Genomic DNA, 16,528 nt, shown 5'->3' with positions numbered 1-16,528 from the left:
GGACTGCAAACGGTTCGCAAATCCAATGAAAGTCTCGGAAGGATTGATAGGATCCATCTATCAAAAATCTGCGAATGCGGTTTCGATGTCTGTTTCGAGGGCTGCGGCGAGCAGCGCCGTGGCCATTGGCGATCTCGGCTCACGGCCGGAAATGACAAGGCCGACCGCTTCGTCATGAACAGGGTCAACCAGATCAATTGCAGCAAGATCTGGCTGGCTGCCCAGCACGTGGAAAAAGCTGTGCGGCATGATGCTTGCCCAGTTACCGTGCCGCAGATGCGCACAGACAGCGAGGAATGAATTGCTCGCGACGACGGGGTGAACGGCGAGACCGATCGAGGTCGTCAGCCGGTCGATGATGCGACGATTCTGCATGTCCTGACTGAGCAGGCACAGCCGTTCGCCTGCCGCTTCCTGCCAGCTGATCGTTTTGCGGCCGGCGAACGGATGCTCCCGGTCTACGACGAATTTGTAACGTTCGCGATAGAGCGGCACACGCTGAACGTGGGCGATCGGCTCATTTTCGAGATAGGTGATACCGCCATCAAGTTCGAACGCATCGAGGCCTTCCGCGATGGCGCGCGACGTGATGGAGCGGATGTCGATTGTGGCAGCCGGGTTAGCAGCACAGAAGCGTTCCGTGACGAAGGAGACGCAGGGCAAGGCGGCGGGGATGACGCCAAGCCGCAATTCGCCGACGAGACCCTGCCGAGAACCCGCGAGATCATCGCGCAAACTGTGATAATCGGTGAGAATCTGACGACCCCAGACAAGCAGCTTCTCGCCTTCAGGCGTCAGACCGACAAAGCGATGACTACGTTCGACCAGCGGGGTTCCCAGATCCTCCTCGAGCTTGCGGATCGCAGCGGAGAGTGTGGGTTGGGCGATATGGCAGACTTCAGCGGCCCTCGCGAAGTGGCGCTCCCTGGCGAGGGTGACGAAATAGGAGAGATGGCGAACAAGCATGATGCCTCACATAGCATGGCAACTGCGGCGTCCATTCTATCTTGGACTATCAGCGCAAAATAAGCGGTTTGCGCGGATATCTCGCATGGGTCTAGCAGCGAAGTGGCATCAGATTAAGCGCTGATATCCGGTCATGAACGCTTCGAGGGCTTATGGCCGCAGAACTGCGATCAAACCGCTGTTGGTTCAGAAACCGAAAACGCGTGCGGCCGTCTCTTCGAAGATGAGGGAGGCCGCGCCGGGCGACACGCGATCGATCAGATCGCGTGTCCAGCCGAGGGCGTTGGCATAACCTTCCCGGCTGGCGACCGGCGGGAAATCGCTTCCCCACATCAACCGGTCAGCACCGAACGCATCGAGGATAGAGGCGAGCAGCGGCTCGACGCCTTTCATGTCCAGGGGAAGTGCGCCAGCAGCATCGATGCCGGAAAGACGCGGGGCCAATTGACCGAGGCCGGGCAGCTTCAGCATCACGTTGGGATGGCTTGCAAGAGCGATGACCGCACGCAGCGCGGCGGCGCGATCTCCAACATCTGGGCGGCCAAGTCCGCCCAGATGTTCCAGAATGATCGGCAGATCGGGGCAGGCAAGCGCGATTTCAGCGAGTTCGCCATCTGTAAAACTGGAGGCTGGGCCCACCATCGACACCCGCAATCCGCTGCTGGCCACCGCGCGCCATAGGGCCAGTGGATCGTCTCCCGGGCTGCGCCACGCGGCGCGCATGCGAAGTCCCACCGCGCCCTCGGCAGCCGCAGCTTCGATCGCGGCCACTGCATCGGGCGCGCCGGGATTGATCGCGGCAACATAGCGGAGCCGGTCGGGATGCGCGCGTTGGGCTGCGCGCATGTCGGCGCTGTCCGTACTTCCCAGCAATTGGATGAGCACGGCCCTATCGACGCCGCACCTGTCCATGTTGAACAGGAGCGTGTCGATAGGTTCATACCAGCGCGAGGAAGCGTGGCAATGTGTGTCGACAATCACGATGCAGCGATGCTCAGGCCGCGGTCGACAGGCTCGGATGCATCTCCTGGGGCAGCGGGACCACGTCCTTCCAGCTCTTCTCTTCCAATGGGAAGGTGAAGGTCTCTGCCGTGATCTTGCTCCAGTCGAGATTGGCCTGGGCCGCCTGGGGCAGGGTTCCGGTCGTTGCCAGCTCGCGGGCTGCCTTGAGCATCAGCCGCCGCCAGGCGACGACAGCCATGTCGGTACGGCCGAGATGTTCCTTGGTGCGATCGGCGATCGGCCCCATGGTCTCGCTGACGGCATGGTCCTGCGCGGCGATACCGACGATGCCGGACATGTTCGTGGTCCGCATCATCTCGCGATCCTGATTGTACCACTGCCTGTTGCCGACGAGCTTGAAGAAATCCTTGTCATGCTGCGTGCCGGCCTCGGCGATGCGATGCTCGCGATCGATGGGGTGCGTCTCGTCATAGAAGAACTGGATGTGCCATGTCGTCACATCGTCGCGCGGCACGAAGGCATTGATCAGGCGCCGATTGCGGCGATACACTGGCGAGTTTCCTCCATCGGACGGAATGAAAGTCCAGAACGGCAGCGGCACCTGGGTGATGCGGGCATGACCTTGATCGCCGTCCTTCCGCACCGCACAGTAGCGCAGCCCATAATTGGTGAATTCAACTTCCAGTTTGGGGCGCAGATCGCGTTCGTGCGGATATTTCGCCTCTTCGCCCCACGGGCTCTCCCGGTGCAGGACGCCGGCATGGGCGGAGTCGATGGCGCCCTCGATCGCCTGGGCGTAGTTGCATTCGTAGATGACCTTGAACGCCTCGCAATGGCCTTCGGGCATATCGAACCAAGGGAAATGCGGGAAGGGCGGCTCGGCTTCCTTGGGGCCCATATAGGTCCAGATCATGCCACCCGCGACGCGGGTCGGATAGGCCTTGACGCGCATCGCCTTGGCGAGCGTGGCGCCTTCTGGCTCGGCGGGCGTGTCCGTGCACTGGCCGGTCACGTCGAACTTCCAGCCGTGAAAGAGGCAGCGCAGACCGCACTCGCCGTTCACGCCCAGAGCAAGCGAGGAGCCGCGATGGGGGCAATGCTCGTCGAGCAGGCCGATCCGGCCTTCGCTATCCCGGAAGGCGACCAGATCCTCCCCCATCAGGCGAATGCGCACCGGCTTCCCGTCTTTTTCGGGAAGTTCGCTTTCCAAAAGCGCGGGCATCCAGAAACGGCGCATGAGATCGCCCATGGCGGTACCAGAACCCACATGAACGAGCAGCTCATTGTCCTCTCGCGAGAGCATGGACGAATCTCCTTTTGTTAGTCAATCGTGTATTCCATATCACGTACCGGAGAGCTTGTCACTAATCCTTGATCGAACGCAAACAGAGGAATTTTTTGTGGAGGCTGTCGTGCTCTGGATGAGATCCACGATGTAGACGAATATGCAGAAAGCATGATTCGAGCGATCGACCTCATCCGAACATCTGGTTTATCGCGAAAGCGAGCCGGATGAGATGTGGCGTCTCGCCAATATCGAGTTCAAGCGGGCAGGGGAGGGCGAGCGCAGCGCTCTCCGGAGCCTTTGCGCGACGATCATGAAGGCGCATGATCTGGTCGGCGTGGATGGCAGGCCGTGTGAGGCTGCCGAGGAGCTGCGCAAGCTGGCACGGTGAGCCATAGTTGACGATTGACGGCGCGGCCGCGTCGCTGTGGTGCCGGCACCGTCAATGGTCAGGGAGCGTCCGCTGAATTGCGGCGGGCGAGGCTGCCAGGTTCAGAACATGCTGTGGCGAGGCGTCGTGTTGGCCGGGATCGGCTGGCTGATCGCCCAATGTTCGACAATCAGACCGTCCCGGACGCGGAAGATATCGACAAATGCCGTGCCACGATCCTTGTCATTCATCGTAACCTTGTGAAAAACCGCCACGCGCTCGCCATCCCCGATCACCTGATAGATCGTGTCCTTGAGCGCTTCTCCTTCTTTCCAGCCGCGGGTTTCGAAGAAGGCGATGAGACCCGCCTTATCGCTGCCATGACCGTCATGGGCAAAATCGGGACTGCGTTCGATAAAATCGTCAGCAAGATACCGTTTGAACGCCTCGATCGGACGGCGATCGAAAAAAGCCATCTGGTTGAAAGCGTTGACCACGGCGAGTGGCGACTTGTCATCCGGCGCGAACGCCTTGCGCTCGGCCTCCGTCTGCGGCTGGTTCTCAGGGACCGCGCTCCCCGCCTGTGCGCCGGCAGGCGTCTGGGCGTGGGCATTGGCCATCAGAAGGGCGCAGGGAATAAGGAATGCCGCTGTCGTCGAACGCAGGTTAAACATAAGTGGTCCTCTCGTGGTTATGAACAGTGTGTTGTGGCGCGTTAAACCCAGGCGAACTCCAACTCGCCCTCACGAAAGGCGAAGCGGTTCAGATGACGTTCGACTGCGCCCTTGAGCCCTTCGAGCTGGCCCAGGGCGGAGGCTTCGATCCGGCAGGTGAGGGCGGTCTCTGATGCTTCCATGATGAACACACCGTCGCCGGGCCAATCGGCCCCGCGCGTGTCGTGGGGGAAGACCACGCGACCATGATGCGGGTCGAATTCGACCGAGAGATTGTGCGACCAGTGCTTGCACAGTTGCTGGAGGTACCGGCTTGCCCTTTCGGTCGGCACGATGGCGGTGCTGGAAAACATCGATCAGAACCTTTCGATCATCAGCGCCTCAAATTTCATGGCCGAGGTGGCACCATTGCGGCGATCCGCATCGGCTTTATGGACTCGAGTGCCAACAGGCCTGCCTCGACGAACGGATCGCCGGTTGCCAAACGGTCGGCGTCGGCTTTGCTGCCGGCCGCCAGGATGATCACGCTGCCGACCGGGCGTCCTTCATCGTCAAGCAGCGGACCGGCAAGCGCCAGCGCTTCGCCCAGCCCCTTCCGGTAGGCGATATGCTCGCCACGCTTTTCCTCGCGCAGCGCATTGCTGCCGGTCTGGACATATTGGATCAGGAAAAAGGATTGGGTCATCAGTCGTACACCTGCCAGTCGGGGGTCCACATAAGATCCTGGAATGAAGGATGGGGGCCGGCGAACTTGCCGTAGCCGCCATGGGCATAGAGCAGCGGCATCACGTGCGGCCCGCGCAAGGCGACGGCGAGCACTTCACCGAAAAAGATGCTGTGGCTGCCGATTTCCGTTGTCTGCATGATGCGGCAATCGAAAGAAGCGACGGCGGTCTCAAGGATCGGCGCGCCCGTCGACAGGGTCGTCCACGCGCCGCTGGTAAACCGCTCCTCTGGCGCCATCGGTGTGGCGAAACGGGTCGCCAGATCATTATCCCCCGCCGCCAGAACGTTGACCGCGAAGACGCCCGCCTGCGCAAACGCTGTTCTGGTGGCGTTGGCCCGATTGACACAGCATAATAGCGTCGGCGGATCTCCCGAGACAGAGGTCACGGCCGTTGCCGTCATGCCGACGCGGGCCTCGTCGTCCAGCCGCGTGGTCAAGACGGTTACGCTCGCGGCGAGCCTGCGCATGCCCTCCCGGAACTCATCGGCCGAAACGCCCACAGGTCAGCCCAGACCGTAAATGTCGAGCGTGGTTTCGCCTGCCTCGAGACGACGGCAGATGTCGATTTCGTCGGCATCGCGCTTCTTTGAGGCGAGAATGACCTCTTCTGCCCTGTCGGAGGGGACGATCACGACACCATCATTGTCGCCGAAGACGAGATCGCCGGAGCGAACGACGAGGTCTCCGAACAGGATGGGCGCACCGATCCACCCGATCGCCTGCGTGTCCTTGCCGGTGCCACGAATGCATTGACCGCGGCAAAATACGGGAAAGCCGACCTCATCGAGCAATGTATAGTCGCGCACGCCACCATCGATCACGAGACCGCCGAGACCCCGGACTTTTGCCGCCGTCGACATGACTTCGCCCCAATAGCCGTGGTCATAGGCGCCGTTGCAGTGGACGACCAGCACATCGCCTGGCTGCGCCGCATAGATCGCATAATGCAGCCAGAGATTGTCGCCGGGGGGCGAATGGACTGTCAACACCGAGCCGCACACGCGAAAATGCGGATGGACGGGTTTGATTTCGGGCGGCATGACACCGATCTTGCCGCCGGCTTCATGTATGGTGGCGCTCGAGAGGGCTTTCGCCTGCTTGACCAGATCGGGATGGACGCGGGCAAAGCCATCGGAGCGGATGCGCCATTTGGGATCGACTTTGGTCATGCGCGGTACCGCCTATGCCTTTCGCGTCTGGAGTTGATGATATTTGAACTGCGTGCGCGCCTCGTCGAGCCGCATGCCGCCGCGTACGGCCTGGCGGATATGCTCCTCGGCCTCATGGATCTCCTCGGCGGCGGCCAGCACCACTTCCTCGTGCTCGGCCGGGATGACGACGACACCGTCGGGATCGCCGCGGAGCAGATCTCCGGGCGCGACCCGCGCGCCGCCGATATTGACGACGCAATGCATCTCTTCGACCTGGACGCGGTCCTTGCCGGTGCGCATCCAATGATCCTTGGAAAAGATCGGATAACCAAGCTCACGACAGAGGGCGACGTCGCGGTTGATGCCGTCGATGACCGTGCCGGCAAGACCGCGACGATGCGCGATCTCCGTCAGGATGTCGCCCCAGATGGTGGCGTCGGTGCGTCCGCCATTGTCGATCACCACGACATGGCCCTCCGGCACTTCATCGATGTAATCGCCGACGGTGCCCGGCGGATTGGCGGCGGGTCCGCAGCGCATGGTAAAGGCGCGGCCTGCCATGCGGAAGCCGGGATCGCGTCCCTTGATCTCGTAGCATTGGCCGACGATCCCGAGCCGATCGAGCGCGTCGCTGATCGTTGCGGTGTCGAGGCGCGCGGCTCGCGTGACGTTTTCTTCGCTCATTCCGGTTCTCAATCCTTGCTTTCAAGCATATGCTCGTAGTTTCCGCCCATGACCTCGCTGATCGGCGTGCCGGCCAGGATCGCCTTGGCCATCGCAGCTTCGCGGGCGACGATCTCCTCGGCGGTGTCCAGCACTCGTTCGATGTCGGCAGACTTGATGAAGAGGCATGCGCTCTGGTCGGCGACCACATAATCGCCCGGCTCGACGGTGACGTCGCAGATCGTCACCGTCCCGTTGGTTTCCTTTTCCACCACGCGCCCGCGTGCCGTGAGACAGGTGGTGCGGTTCGTGAAGATCGGAAACTCGTAGCCCTGGGCCTCGTCGATATCCCGCACCGGTCCATCCGCCACGACGCCCGCCACTCCGCGCACTTTCGCGCCCAGGGTCAGCAATCCACCCCAACATCCTGCCTCAACCCCGGTCTTTTGCTCCACCACGATCACAGTGTCAGCGCCGGCGGCTTCGATCGCGGTCGTGCCCAGGTGGCGGGGCGGGCCCGGCGGCGGATCGCCGGTTCCAAGGCGCACCGTCACTGCGCGTCCCGCGATCCGGCCCTTGCCCGATCGCTGGGCGAGTTCCGTCACCTGGCCGCGGATCTTGAGGCGATCCATCGCGTCTGACACGGCGCAACAATCCAGCCGCTTCAGGCGCGCCACAAGCATATTGTTTTGGTCCATCAAGCTATCCTCTCACAGGAAGGCGCCCCAGGGGCGCGCATATTTTCAGCTGTTCATCGCCAGCAGACGAAACCCATCGCATTGCCGGTTCCCGCTTCGCTTCGATAGCAGGGCACATAATCGAGGATTTCATGGTCGAGGCCGAGTTCGGCCATCATGCCGGCGAGCGGGATCCAGTTCTTGAGCTCGGACGTGCCGTCCTGGAAGATCGCCTCGCCCAGATCCGCCAGCCGGGCGATGTCGCGATCTTCCATGGCCTGGAAGAATAGCCGGTCGATCTCCTCGTCGATGACGAAATGCGTGAGACCGCCCGAGGCCAGCACGGCCACCCGCGCATCGCTTTCCCAGGCCTGGATGCCGCGCAGCACGGACTTGCCGAATTCATAGCAGCGCCGCACGGTGGGCTGGTTGGGCGGATAGAAAGTGTTCACGAGCACCGGCACGCTGGGCACGGGATTATCGCGCATGATGCGACGATAGACGAAGCCGAAAGCGTGGGGCGTTTCCGGCTTGGGCAGGGCCTTCATCGCCGCGACATCGAACTCGTCGGCCATTGCCTGGGCGATGATCGATCGCGCCAGTTCGGGTTGGCCGGCATATTCGGCGCCGCCTGAAGGAATATAGCCCGCCACGGACAGGTTGATGCCCGGTGGCAACGCCGCCATACGCTCGGGCGGGAACTCGTAATTGGTGATCGTGTCGCCATAGAAGACGGAGAAAGCGGGCACGAGCCGTTCGTCGAATATCTCCATCTGATCATTGCCGAGAATGACTGCGACATCGATCTTGGCCTCCGAGAATATCTCCGCCAGTTGGTCGAGTGAAGCTTGGCAGCGCGCATTGTGCGCTGTCATCGCTTCGGGCGTGATCTGCGCGGCGAAATTTTGATCGGCGCGCTCAGCGACCAACTGATCATAGGACCAGGAACCGCCGCGCCAGGCGTGGTTGACGCTCTGATCGAAGGCGAGGCGCGAACGCCATTGCTCGGTTTGTGTGACAAGCATCGGGCCGTGGCTCGTGCCGATGCCAAGGACGATCTCAGCCATCAGTCAAATCCTTCCAGGTTGAACACGCGGATCGCATTGCCCGCGAGGATTTTCTGCTTTTCCTCGTCCGTCAGCCAGTCGAATCCCCGGATGAAGGGCGAGATATGATCGAGCGTATGCCCGGTCTGCGGGTCTACGGCCGAGCCGACGCCCGGGCATTCAGCGCCGAACAGGCAGTTGTCGACGCCCACGGTCTTGATGAGTAGGCGCAGCGATTCCTCATTGTAGAGGACCGTGTCGAAATAGAGCTGACGCAGCTGCTCGTAGAAATTCCCGCCGCGCCGCAGCGCCGAGGCGTGGAAGCGCCCGGCATGGTAGGGAATGGCCCCGCCGCCATGGCTCACGACGATCTTGAGGGTCGGGAAATCCTTGAACACGTCCGAATGGAGAAGCCCGTAAACGGCCGTTGTTTCGTCCAGCAGGAAGTTGAGGGTGTAGGGCGAGCGCTCGGAGTGCGATGATGCGCTGTGGATATGGGCCGGGACGTCGAGTTCGCACAATTTCTCGTACAGGGGATACCAGTAGCGGTCGCCCATCGCGGGCGGCTCGGTGCCCGGCCGGTTTTCGAATGGATCGGGGTTGAGCAGGCATCCCTTGAAGCCAAGAGACTTCACCGCACGCTCCAGTTCGGGGAGGACACCCTCGATCGGGTCTCCGGCGACCTGCGGTATGCCCGCGACGCCAAAGAACCGCTCCGGCAGCAGCTTGACCGTGCGCGCGATGATGTTGTTGGTTTCCTCGGTGAACCAGTGGACGAGCTTGCCGGGCTTTTCCGAATGCATCTGCTGGAAGGGCCGCGGCGAGAGCAGTTGCATATGCGTGCCGGCGCGATCAAGCATGTCGAGATGCCCGCAAGGGCCCATTTCCCTCTTGTTGGCGAAGTGGAGAATTTCCTCGTCGGTTACTTCGGGAAACTTCCGGCCATGCTCGCCGCGGTGGGACAACAGTAGAGACTTATAAACCCAGAGCGCATCCGGCGCGCTCACATGTCCGTGGCAGTCGATGATGAGGGGGTCTCTTCCGGCGTCCGTCGCAGCTTCTGGCGTCATGCTTGCGTTCCTCTCTTGAATCGGATACTGAACTGTATAGCAATCCGGGACAGGAGGTCAACAAGGCGGTTTGGCTTCCCTGCGGCATTTGGGCCGCGCCGAGAACTCGGCCGGACCGGTTAAGGACGAGGAGAAAGACATGCTGGCACTGTTATCCTGCAATGGTGGAACCGTTACGACGGGTGAAGGGCCGGCGACTCGCCTACTCGCGGCGACGCTTCATGGGGTCCATATTTTCGAGCGCGCGCCGGGCGAGCCCTGGCGGCTGGTCGATCGCAAGCTGATCGATTATCATATCAGCGCGATTCTGCATGAGCCCGAATCCGGGCTGCTGTTCGCGGGTGGCCATTATGAGGCGGGCCTCTGGGTCAGCGAGGATCTTGGCGAGAATTGGACGCCGTATAACGAAGGCCTGCAAAGCCGCCACATCTATACGCTGGCGGCGCAGCAGCGCGAGGAAGGGACGGTCCTCTGGTTGGGCACCGAGCCGCCGATGCTCTATAAATCGACGGATCTCGGCAGGAGCTGGACGGCGTTGCCCGGCATGCTCAAGGTCAAGAACACCGACAAATGGACGTTCCCGCCGCCGCCGCATGTGGCGCATGTCAAGAATGTCGCCTTTCACCCGGATCGTCCCGACGAGATTTATATTTGTATCGAACAGGGCGCGCTGCTGAAGTCCGATGATGCCGGCGAGACCTGGGACGAAGTCACAGGTTACGAGTCGAGCGAGGATTTCTTCTATAACGACAATCACCGCGTGCTCATCAGGCCGTCGGATCCGGACGATTTCCTCATGGACGGGGGCGAAGGGCTCTATCGCAGCGCGCATGGGGTGTGGACGCATCTGACCACCCGGGACGATCGCATCGGTTACCCGGACGCCATGTTCCTGGATCCGCGTAACGAAAATGGCGTGATCATGGGCGGACCGCAAAACCCGCCGCGCAAGTGGCGCGAACAGGACACGCCGATGGCAGACCCTGCGGTGCTATATAGCGCCGATGGCGGCGCCACCTGGGAGACGATGGGTGTGGGTCTTCCGAAAATCGTTGGCAATATCGAGGCGATGGGCCTTCACAGCTTCGGCGACGCCTTCAGTCTCTATGCCGGTACGGCCACGGGCGAGATCTTCCACAGCGATGATTGCGGGGAAACCTGGTCGTTGCTTGCCGAGCGGCTGCCGCCGATCTCCAAGGGCGGTCATTATCGCTGGTTCCTGACCGATGAGCGTCGCGCGGAGATCGAAGAAGAACTGCGCAAGCAGAAAACGGCCGCTGTCGGCTGAAGAACGGGGAATATCAAATGGCTACTAATCCAACGATTGGCGAGGGACGGACTTTGATCGCCGACAGCGCCGACGCTCTTGATCGCGTTCGGGGTCTCCTGCCCGCAATTCGGGAGCGTGCCCGGATGGTGGACGAGGATCGACATGTGTCCGACGCGACGATCGACGAACTACGTCAGTCGGGCCTTTTCAATATCGTCACGCCCAAGACGTTGGGCGGCAGCGAACTCGGCTTTGCCGATCTCGTCCGGGTGACCGCCGAAATCGCCGCCGTCTGTGGCTCGACCGGGTGGGTCTATGGCGTGTTGGCCGGACACAGCTGGCTATTGAACCTGTTTCCAGCCGCGGCGCAGGACGATGTCTTCTCCAACCCGGACGCCTTGATCGCGACGGTTTTCCGGCTCGCCGGAAAGGTCGAGGAAGTCGAAGGCGGATACCGGCTGCAAGGAGGCGACGGACGGTTCTGCTCGGGTATCGACTTTGCCGACTGGGTCATTATCGGCAACGGTATCACGCGCGCGGATGGCAGTTTCGAGCCGCGTTTCTTCGTGATCCCGCGCAGCGAGATCGAAGTCGTCGACGACTGGTATACGGTCGGCATGCGCGGCACTGGAAGCCGCACGATCCGTATCGCGGACAGCTTCATTCCGGCCCATCGCTCGGTATCGCTTGCCGAGATGCTGAGCGGCAACTCGCCGGGCGCGAACGCGCATAAGGGTGCAATCTATCGTATGCCGTTTGCCGATATCGCGCCCTTTTCGATCATCGGGGCGCCGATTGGCATGGCGCAAGGCGCCGTGCGGAATTTCGCCGAACAGTTGGGCCAGCGCCTGTCTGACGCGGGTGATGTCGAACTTGGCGAACAATCGGCCACCTATGCGCGAATTGCCCAGGCTTCGGCCGAGGTGGATGCGGCGCTTGCGCTGGTGTTACGCGATGCCGAATTGATTGACCGGGCGCATTCACCGGCGGACATTTCGCCGCTTGATCGCGCCAGGATCCCGCGCGATTGGGCCTGGGCGGCGCAGACCGCACGCTACGCGGCGACCAGGATCTTCGAAGCATCGGGTGGGTCTGGTATCTATGACGGCCACGGGTTACAGCGGGTGTGGCGCGATGTTAACAGTGCTGCGCAACATTTTGCTTTCACATGGGATAGTGCAATGAGCCGCTACGGGAGAGCGGCGAGCGGTCTCAAGCCCTCCGAGTTTGCATTGCCTAACCGCCGGAAATAGGCTCGGGCGGGGAGAGCCGCGCCGACCGGCACCGAACTGCGGTTCTCCCTTTCCAAAGATCACGATTCTGCCTAACATCATATTCGTCCAAAGGATAAGGCAGAAGCTTGTGGCTACGAGTATTGAAAAGCAGAATACAAAACAAACTGCGGACGCGGTTCCGTCCATTATTGCGGGAAAATTGCGGACGCTTATAGCCTGTGGCCATTATTCACCAGGCATCCGGCTCGGCCAGACCGAACTTGCCCAGCAATTCTCCGCGAGCCGCGTGCCGGTACGCGAAGCGCTCAAGTTGCTATCCGCTGAGGGCGTAGTGGAGCACGATCCGAACCGGGGCTTTTTCGTGGCGCGCTTCTCTGCTGATGAGGCACGGCAGTATTTCCGGCTGCGCGACATGGTCGAGGATGAGCTTCTGGTGACAATCCGGTGGCCGACGGAAGCCGATCTGGAGGAGCTTCGGGCGAAGGCGGAGGAACTCGAAGAACTGCTCAACAAAGGCAATCGGGCCGAATGGTGGGATCGTCACCAGGCTTTCCATCATGCCCTGTTCAATCTATCGCCAAACAAGATCATGGTGCGTGAGGCCATGCGCTACTGGTCGCTCACCGACCGATATCGCGCGTTGGTCCCCCTGCCGCGCCGACCATCGGCGGCGCGTAATATTGTCAACAAGGCAGACCTGGTCGAGGCGCTGGCCGAGCGCAATACGAAGAAGTTGCTCAAGGTCCGCTCCAACCGCCGCCGCGCATTTGAGGAAGCGGTTCTGACCATTCTCGAGGAGCGGAGTTTGTAGCCTCACCACGAGAGGCGCCTGCGGGAACGGCTAGAGCGTCCGCTCCCGCAGGCGCGCTTCATGCCAGGAGTGCAAGCGGATTCTCGATCAGGGATTTTAATGCCGACATCAATTGTGCGCCTGCCGCCCCGTCGATAGCGCGGTGATCGAAGCTGCCAGTGGCCGTCAGAACGGTCGCGACGGACAGCTCGCCATCGATGACATAGGGGCGCTTTTCGGCAGCGCCAATTGCCAGGATCGCGCTCTGGGGCGGGTTGATGATCGCATCAAATTGTTTGATGCCGAACATTCCCAAATTGGAGAGGCTGGCGGTTCCACCCTGATATTGGTCAGGCGTCAGCTTGCCCTCCCGTGCCCTTCGTGCGAGATTCTGCGCTTCAACCGCGATTGTAGAAAGAGATTTGCCGTCCGCATCGATTATCACGGGTGTCAGCAGACCATTTGGAACCGAGACTGCGACCGATATATCGGCGCGCTGAAAGCTAAGGAGATGGTCGCCCGAGATCATGACGTTGCACTCGGGAACCTCCTTTAGCGCCAGTGCGAGCGCCTTGATCAGCATGTCGTTCACCGACAGCTTGATCGCGCGCCCCTCAAGCGATGCATTCAGCTGTTGTCGCAGGGCCAGAAGAGGATCGACGCGGACGTCAAGGGTCAAATAGATATGGGGTATCTGCTGTTTCGCTTCGGTAAGGCGTCGGGCGATCGTCTTGCGCATGCCGGCGATCTTGTCCGCCACATGGGGGACATTTACCCAAGGGCCCTGCGTTCCCGGGCGTTCGGGCGGATCAACCGATAAAGGAACGGTCAGCGACGGGTCCGACGAGGGTGTGGGGAAAGCAGTGACGGCTTTTTCCTGTATGGGGACGGCCTGGAGCATGGCGTCCAGATCGCTTTTCACGATCCGGCCAGCGGGTCCCGAACCCGAGACTGAGCGCAGATCAAGATCATGTCGCTGCGCAAGCCTGCGTGCCACCGGAGAGGCGTTGATCCTGGGTTGACGGAACCTGCGGGGCTGAAGGGGTTGGGTCAGCATGTCGCTCACTTCCTGTAGGATACGCTTTTGACCGCCTCGACGACGCGTCCGGCGTCGATGAGTGCGGCTTTTTCGAGGTTCGCGGCATAGGGCAGCGGCACGTCCTCGTTGGTGACGCGCAGCACCGGGGCGTCGAGGTCGTCGAAGCCCTGTTCCATCACCACCGCAGCGATTTCGGAAGCGATCGAGCAGACCGGCCAGCCTTCCTCGACCACCACCAGGCGGTTGGTCTTCCTGAGGCTCTGGAGCACCGTCGCGGTGTCGAGCGGGCGGAGCGTGCGCAGGTCGATGACCTCCGCCTCGATCCCCTCGCCCGCCAGCGCTTCGGCCGCTTCCAGCGCCACGCCCACGCCGATCGAATAGCTGACCAGCGTCACGTCCTTGCCCTCGCGCATGATCCGCGCCTTGCCGATCGGCAGGACGTAGTCGTCCAGCTTGGGCACTTCGAAGCTGCGGCCATAGAGAAGCTCGTTCTCTAGGAACACCACCGGATCGGGGCAGCGGATCGCCGCCTTCAGCAGGCCCTTCGCATCGGCCGAGTCATAGGGCGCGATCACGATCAGGCCGGGCACCGCCGCGTACCAGGGGCCATAGTTCTGGCTGTGCTGCGCGCCCACGCGACTCGCGGCGCCATTGGGGCCGCGGAACACGATGGGGCAGCGCATCTGGCCGCCGGACATATAATTAGTCTTGGCCGCCGAGTTGATGATGTGGTCGATAGCCTGCATGGCGAAGTTGAACGTCATGAACTCGACAATGGGCTTCAGGCCGCCCATCGCCGCACCCGCACCGATACCGGCAAAGCCATATTCGGTGATCGGCGTGTCGATTACGCGCCTGGCGCCGAACTCCTCCAGCAGGCCCTGAGTCACCTTGTAGGCGCCCTGATATTCGGCCACTTCCTCGCCCATCACGAAGACGCGCTCGTCCGCGCGCATTTCCTCCGCCATCGCGTCGCGCAGCGCCTCACGCACCGTCGTCTTCACATATTCAGTGCCTTCGGGCAGGTCCGGGTCGGCAATGGTCGCCTGCGCCTGCGTGGCGAGTTTGGTTGTGCCGCTTTCCGCCTTCTTCGACGCTTCAGGCGCGGCATCGGATTTGGCAGGCGGCGCGCTCTCCTCCGCCTTGGGCGCGGCTTTTGCGCTTTCGCCGCCCTCGCCCGCCATTTCGGCGAGGACGGTTCCAACCTTCACCCCTTCGGTCCCTTCGGCCACGACGATCTTGCCAATCTTGCCTTCATCGACTGCTTCGAATTCCATCGTCGCCTTGTCGGTCTCAATCTCGGCCAATATGTCGCCGGACCGCACCTCATCGCCTTCCTTCACCAGCCACTTGGCCAGCGTGCCTTCCTCCATAGTCGGCGACAGCGCCGGCATCTTGATTTCGATACCCATTAATATTGCTCCACCAGCACGTCGGTATAGAGTTCGCTCAGTTCAGGTTCGGGCGAGCTTTCCGCGAAATCCGCTGCGTCGCTGACGATCTTGCGGATGTCCTGATCGATCTTCTTGAGTTCCTCCTCGCTGATACCGGCGGCTTCCAGATGCTTCTTCGCGCCTTCGATGGGGTCTGACTTCTCCCGCACCTCCTGCACTTCCTCGCGCGAGCGATATTTGGCGGGATCGGACATGGAATGGCCGCGATAGCGATAGGTCTTCATCTCAAGCAGGATCGGCCCATTGCCATCCTTCACCCATTTTAGCGCCTCTTCGGTCGCGCCGCGCACCGCAAGCACGTCCATGCCGTTGACCTGAAGCCCCGGAATCCGGAAACTCTCACCACGGCGATAGAGCTGATCCTCGGCCGACGAGCGGTTGACGCTGGTGCCCATGGCATATTGGTTATTCTCGATCACGAAGATGATCGGCAGCTTCCACAGCTCGGCCATGTTGAAGCTTTCATAGACCTGGCCCTGGTTGGCCGCGCCATCGCCGAAATAGGCGACGCACACGCCGCCATCGCCACTATATTTATGCGCAAAGCCAAGGCCCGCGCCCAGCGAAACCTGTGCGCCGACGATGCCGTGGCCGCCGTAGAATTTATGTTCGACGCTGAACATGTGCATCGAACCGCCCTTGCCCTTGGAAATGCCGGCCTCGCGCCCGGTCAGCTCCGCCATGATGAGCTTGGGATCGATGCCATAGGCGAGCATGTGGCCATGGTCGCGATAGCCGGTGATGACGCTGTCCTTGCCCGGTTCGAGTGCCGACTGAATGCCCACCGCGACCGCCTCCTGGCCAATATAGAGGTGACAGAAACCGCCGATCAGGCCGAGACCATAGAGCTGGCCCGCCCTTTCCTCGAATCGGCGGATGAGGAGCATCTGGCGGTATAAGGCGAGGAGTTCGTCCTTGCTTGCCGGATAATTGGAAGGCTGCTGCGGACGTTTGCGGTCGACGATCGGCGAACTGCTCGCGGCAGGCGGCTTGGCCGATGTTCTTTTCGTAGCACGTGTTCGAGTGGAGACCAAGGATCCCTCCTTAATAGTAATGGATGGCGGATGGGAAGAGCGCGGCGCACCGACTGAGAGTTTTGGAGATGCCAGCCGCATGCGACCTCGGTGGACGAAGGAGGATTGCTGGCG

At 61.5% G+C, this 16,528-nt stretch carries 18 protein-coding genes and 1 pseudogene; 4 read left to right on the top strand and 15 right to left on the bottom strand.

Going from position 1 to position 16,528, the window contains the following annotated elements:
- Positions 1 to 60: 60 nt before the first annotated feature.
- The 3 genes from SLG_RS09435 to SLG_RS09425 form a co-directional block, all read right to left on the bottom strand.
- On the bottom strand, positions 61 to 966 hold the full coding sequence (locus tag SLG_RS09435) for a LysR family transcriptional regulator (RefSeq protein WP_014076235.1): 906 nt from the start codon (positions 964 to 966) through the stop codon (positions 61 to 63).
- A 186-nt stretch (positions 967 to 1,152) separates the two neighbouring features.
- Complete coding sequence (locus tag SLG_RS09430) at positions 1,153 to 1,878, bottom strand: amidohydrolase family protein (protein ID WP_051003733.1); 726 nt, start codon at positions 1,876 to 1,878, stop codon at positions 1,153 to 1,155.
- Positions 1,879 to 1,960: 82 nt separating this feature from the next.
- Complete coding sequence (locus SLG_RS09425) at positions 1,961 to 3,232, bottom strand: Rieske 2Fe-2S domain-containing protein (RefSeq protein ID WP_014076233.1); 1,272 nt, start codon at positions 3,230 to 3,232, stop codon at positions 1,961 to 1,963.
- Positions 3,233 to 3,446: 214 nt separating this feature from the next.
- Between SLG_RS09425 and SLG_RS21700 the strand changes: the two genes are divergently transcribed.
- Positions 3,447 to 3,605, top strand: a complete 159-nt coding sequence (locus tag SLG_RS21700) for a hypothetical protein (protein WP_014076232.1) — start codon at positions 3,447 to 3,449, stop codon at positions 3,603 to 3,605.
- 101 nt (positions 3,606 to 3,706) lie between these two features.
- Here SLG_RS21700 and SLG_RS09420 read toward each other — a convergent pair whose 3' ends face one another.
- From SLG_RS09420 to SLG_RS09380, 9 genes are all read right to left on the bottom strand, one after another.
- Positions 3,707 to 4,258, bottom strand: coding sequence for a nuclear transport factor 2 family protein (locus tag SLG_RS09420; protein WP_014076231.1), 552 nt, complete (start codon positions 4,256 to 4,258; stop codon positions 3,707 to 3,709).
- 41 nt (positions 4,259 to 4,299) lie between these two features.
- Positions 4,300 to 4,611, bottom strand: a complete 312-nt coding sequence (locus SLG_RS09415; protein WP_014076230.1) for a DUF2218 domain-containing protein — start codon at positions 4,609 to 4,611, stop codon at positions 4,300 to 4,302.
- A 35-nt stretch (positions 4,612 to 4,646) separates the two neighbouring features.
- On the bottom strand, positions 4,647 to 4,943 hold the full coding sequence (locus tag SLG_RS09410; RefSeq protein WP_014076229.1) for a YciI family protein: 297 nt from the start codon (positions 4,941 to 4,943) through the stop codon (positions 4,647 to 4,649).
- Positions 4,943 to 5,452, bottom strand: coding sequence for a flavin reductase family protein (locus SLG_RS09405; protein WP_070098781.1), 510 nt, complete (start codon positions 5,450 to 5,452; stop codon positions 4,943 to 4,945). The genes SLG_RS09410 and SLG_RS09405 overlap by 1 nt, the downstream gene beginning before the upstream one ends.
- 36 nt (positions 5,453 to 5,488) lie before the next feature.
- Positions 5,489 to 6,154, bottom strand: a complete 666-nt coding sequence (locus SLG_RS09400) for a 4-carboxy-4-hydroxy-2-oxoadipate aldolase/oxaloacetate decarboxylase (RefSeq protein WP_014076227.1) — start codon at positions 6,152 to 6,154, stop codon at positions 5,489 to 5,491.
- A 12-nt stretch (positions 6,155 to 6,166) separates the two neighbouring features.
- Complete coding sequence (locus tag SLG_RS09395) at positions 6,167 to 6,820, bottom strand: RraA family protein (RefSeq protein ID WP_014076226.1); 654 nt, start codon at positions 6,818 to 6,820, stop codon at positions 6,167 to 6,169.
- Between the two features lie 8 nt (positions 6,821 to 6,828).
- Positions 6,829 to 7,482 (bottom strand): RraA family protein, encoded by a 654-nt coding sequence (locus tag SLG_RS09390; protein WP_231848643.1) that lies wholly within the window; start codon positions 7,480 to 7,482, stop codon positions 6,829 to 6,831.
- Positions 7,483 to 7,550: 68 nt separating this feature from the next.
- Positions 7,551 to 8,543 (bottom strand): protocatechuate 3,4-dioxygenase, encoded by a 993-nt coding sequence (locus SLG_RS09385; protein WP_014076224.1) that lies wholly within the window; start codon positions 8,541 to 8,543, stop codon positions 7,551 to 7,553.
- On the bottom strand, positions 8,543 to 9,592 hold the full coding sequence (locus tag SLG_RS09380; RefSeq protein WP_014076223.1) for an amidohydrolase family protein: 1,050 nt from the start codon (positions 9,590 to 9,592) through the stop codon (positions 8,543 to 8,545). The genes SLG_RS09385 and SLG_RS09380 overlap by 1 nt, the downstream gene beginning before the upstream one ends.
- A gap of 139 nt (positions 9,593 to 9,731) precedes the next feature.
- Here SLG_RS09380 and SLG_RS09375 point away from each other — a divergent pair, with 139 nt between their 5' ends.
- From SLG_RS09375 to SLG_RS09365, 3 genes are all read left to right on the top strand, one after another.
- The gene (locus tag SLG_RS09375) at positions 9,732 to 10,880 is read left to right on the top strand and encodes a WD40/YVTN/BNR-like repeat-containing protein (RefSeq protein WP_014076222.1); all 1,149 of its coding nucleotides are present in this window, start codon (positions 9,732 to 9,734) and stop codon (positions 10,878 to 10,880) included.
- 53 nt (positions 10,881 to 10,933) lie between these two features.
- Positions 10,934 to 12,115, top strand: coding sequence for an acyl-CoA dehydrogenase family protein (locus SLG_RS09370; RefSeq protein WP_197535685.1), 1,182 nt, complete (start codon positions 10,934 to 10,936; stop codon positions 12,113 to 12,115).
- Between the two features lie 109 nt (positions 12,116 to 12,224).
- Positions 12,225 to 12,908 (top strand): GntR family transcriptional regulator, encoded by a 684-nt coding sequence (locus SLG_RS09365; RefSeq protein ID WP_014076220.1) that lies wholly within the window; start codon positions 12,225 to 12,227, stop codon positions 12,906 to 12,908.
- A 58-nt stretch (positions 12,909 to 12,966) separates the two neighbouring features.
- Here the strand turns inward: SLG_RS09365 and SLG_RS09360 are convergent.
- The 3 genes and pseudogenes from SLG_RS09360 to pdhA all read right to left on the bottom strand — a co-directional run.
- Positions 12,967 to 13,902 (bottom strand): annotated as a pseudogene (locus SLG_RS09360) (2-oxo acid dehydrogenase subunit E2); the annotation flags it as partial.
- Between the two features lie 47 nt (positions 13,903 to 13,949).
- Positions 13,950 to 15,338 carry a pyruvate dehydrogenase complex E1 component subunit beta gene (locus SLG_RS09355; protein ID WP_014076218.1) on the bottom strand — a complete coding sequence of 463 codons (1,389 nt, stop codon included), beginning with the start codon at positions 15,336 to 15,338 and terminating at the stop codon, positions 13,950 to 13,952.
- Complete coding sequence (gene pdhA, locus SLG_RS09350) at positions 15,338 to 16,345, bottom strand: pyruvate dehydrogenase (acetyl-transferring) E1 component subunit alpha (protein ID WP_231848789.1); 1,008 nt, start codon at positions 16,343 to 16,345, stop codon at positions 15,338 to 15,340. The genes SLG_RS09355 and pdhA overlap by 1 nt, the downstream gene beginning before the upstream one ends.
- Between the last annotated feature and the right edge of the window lie 183 nt (positions 16,346 to 16,528).

The sequence above is a fragment of the Sphingobium sp. SYK-6 genome, from assembly GCF_000283515.1.
GTDB classification, from domain to species: domain Bacteria; phylum Pseudomonadota; class Alphaproteobacteria; order Sphingomonadales; family Sphingomonadaceae; genus Sphingobium; species Sphingobium lignivorans.
This window is presented reverse-complemented; position numbering and strand designations above follow the sequence as displayed.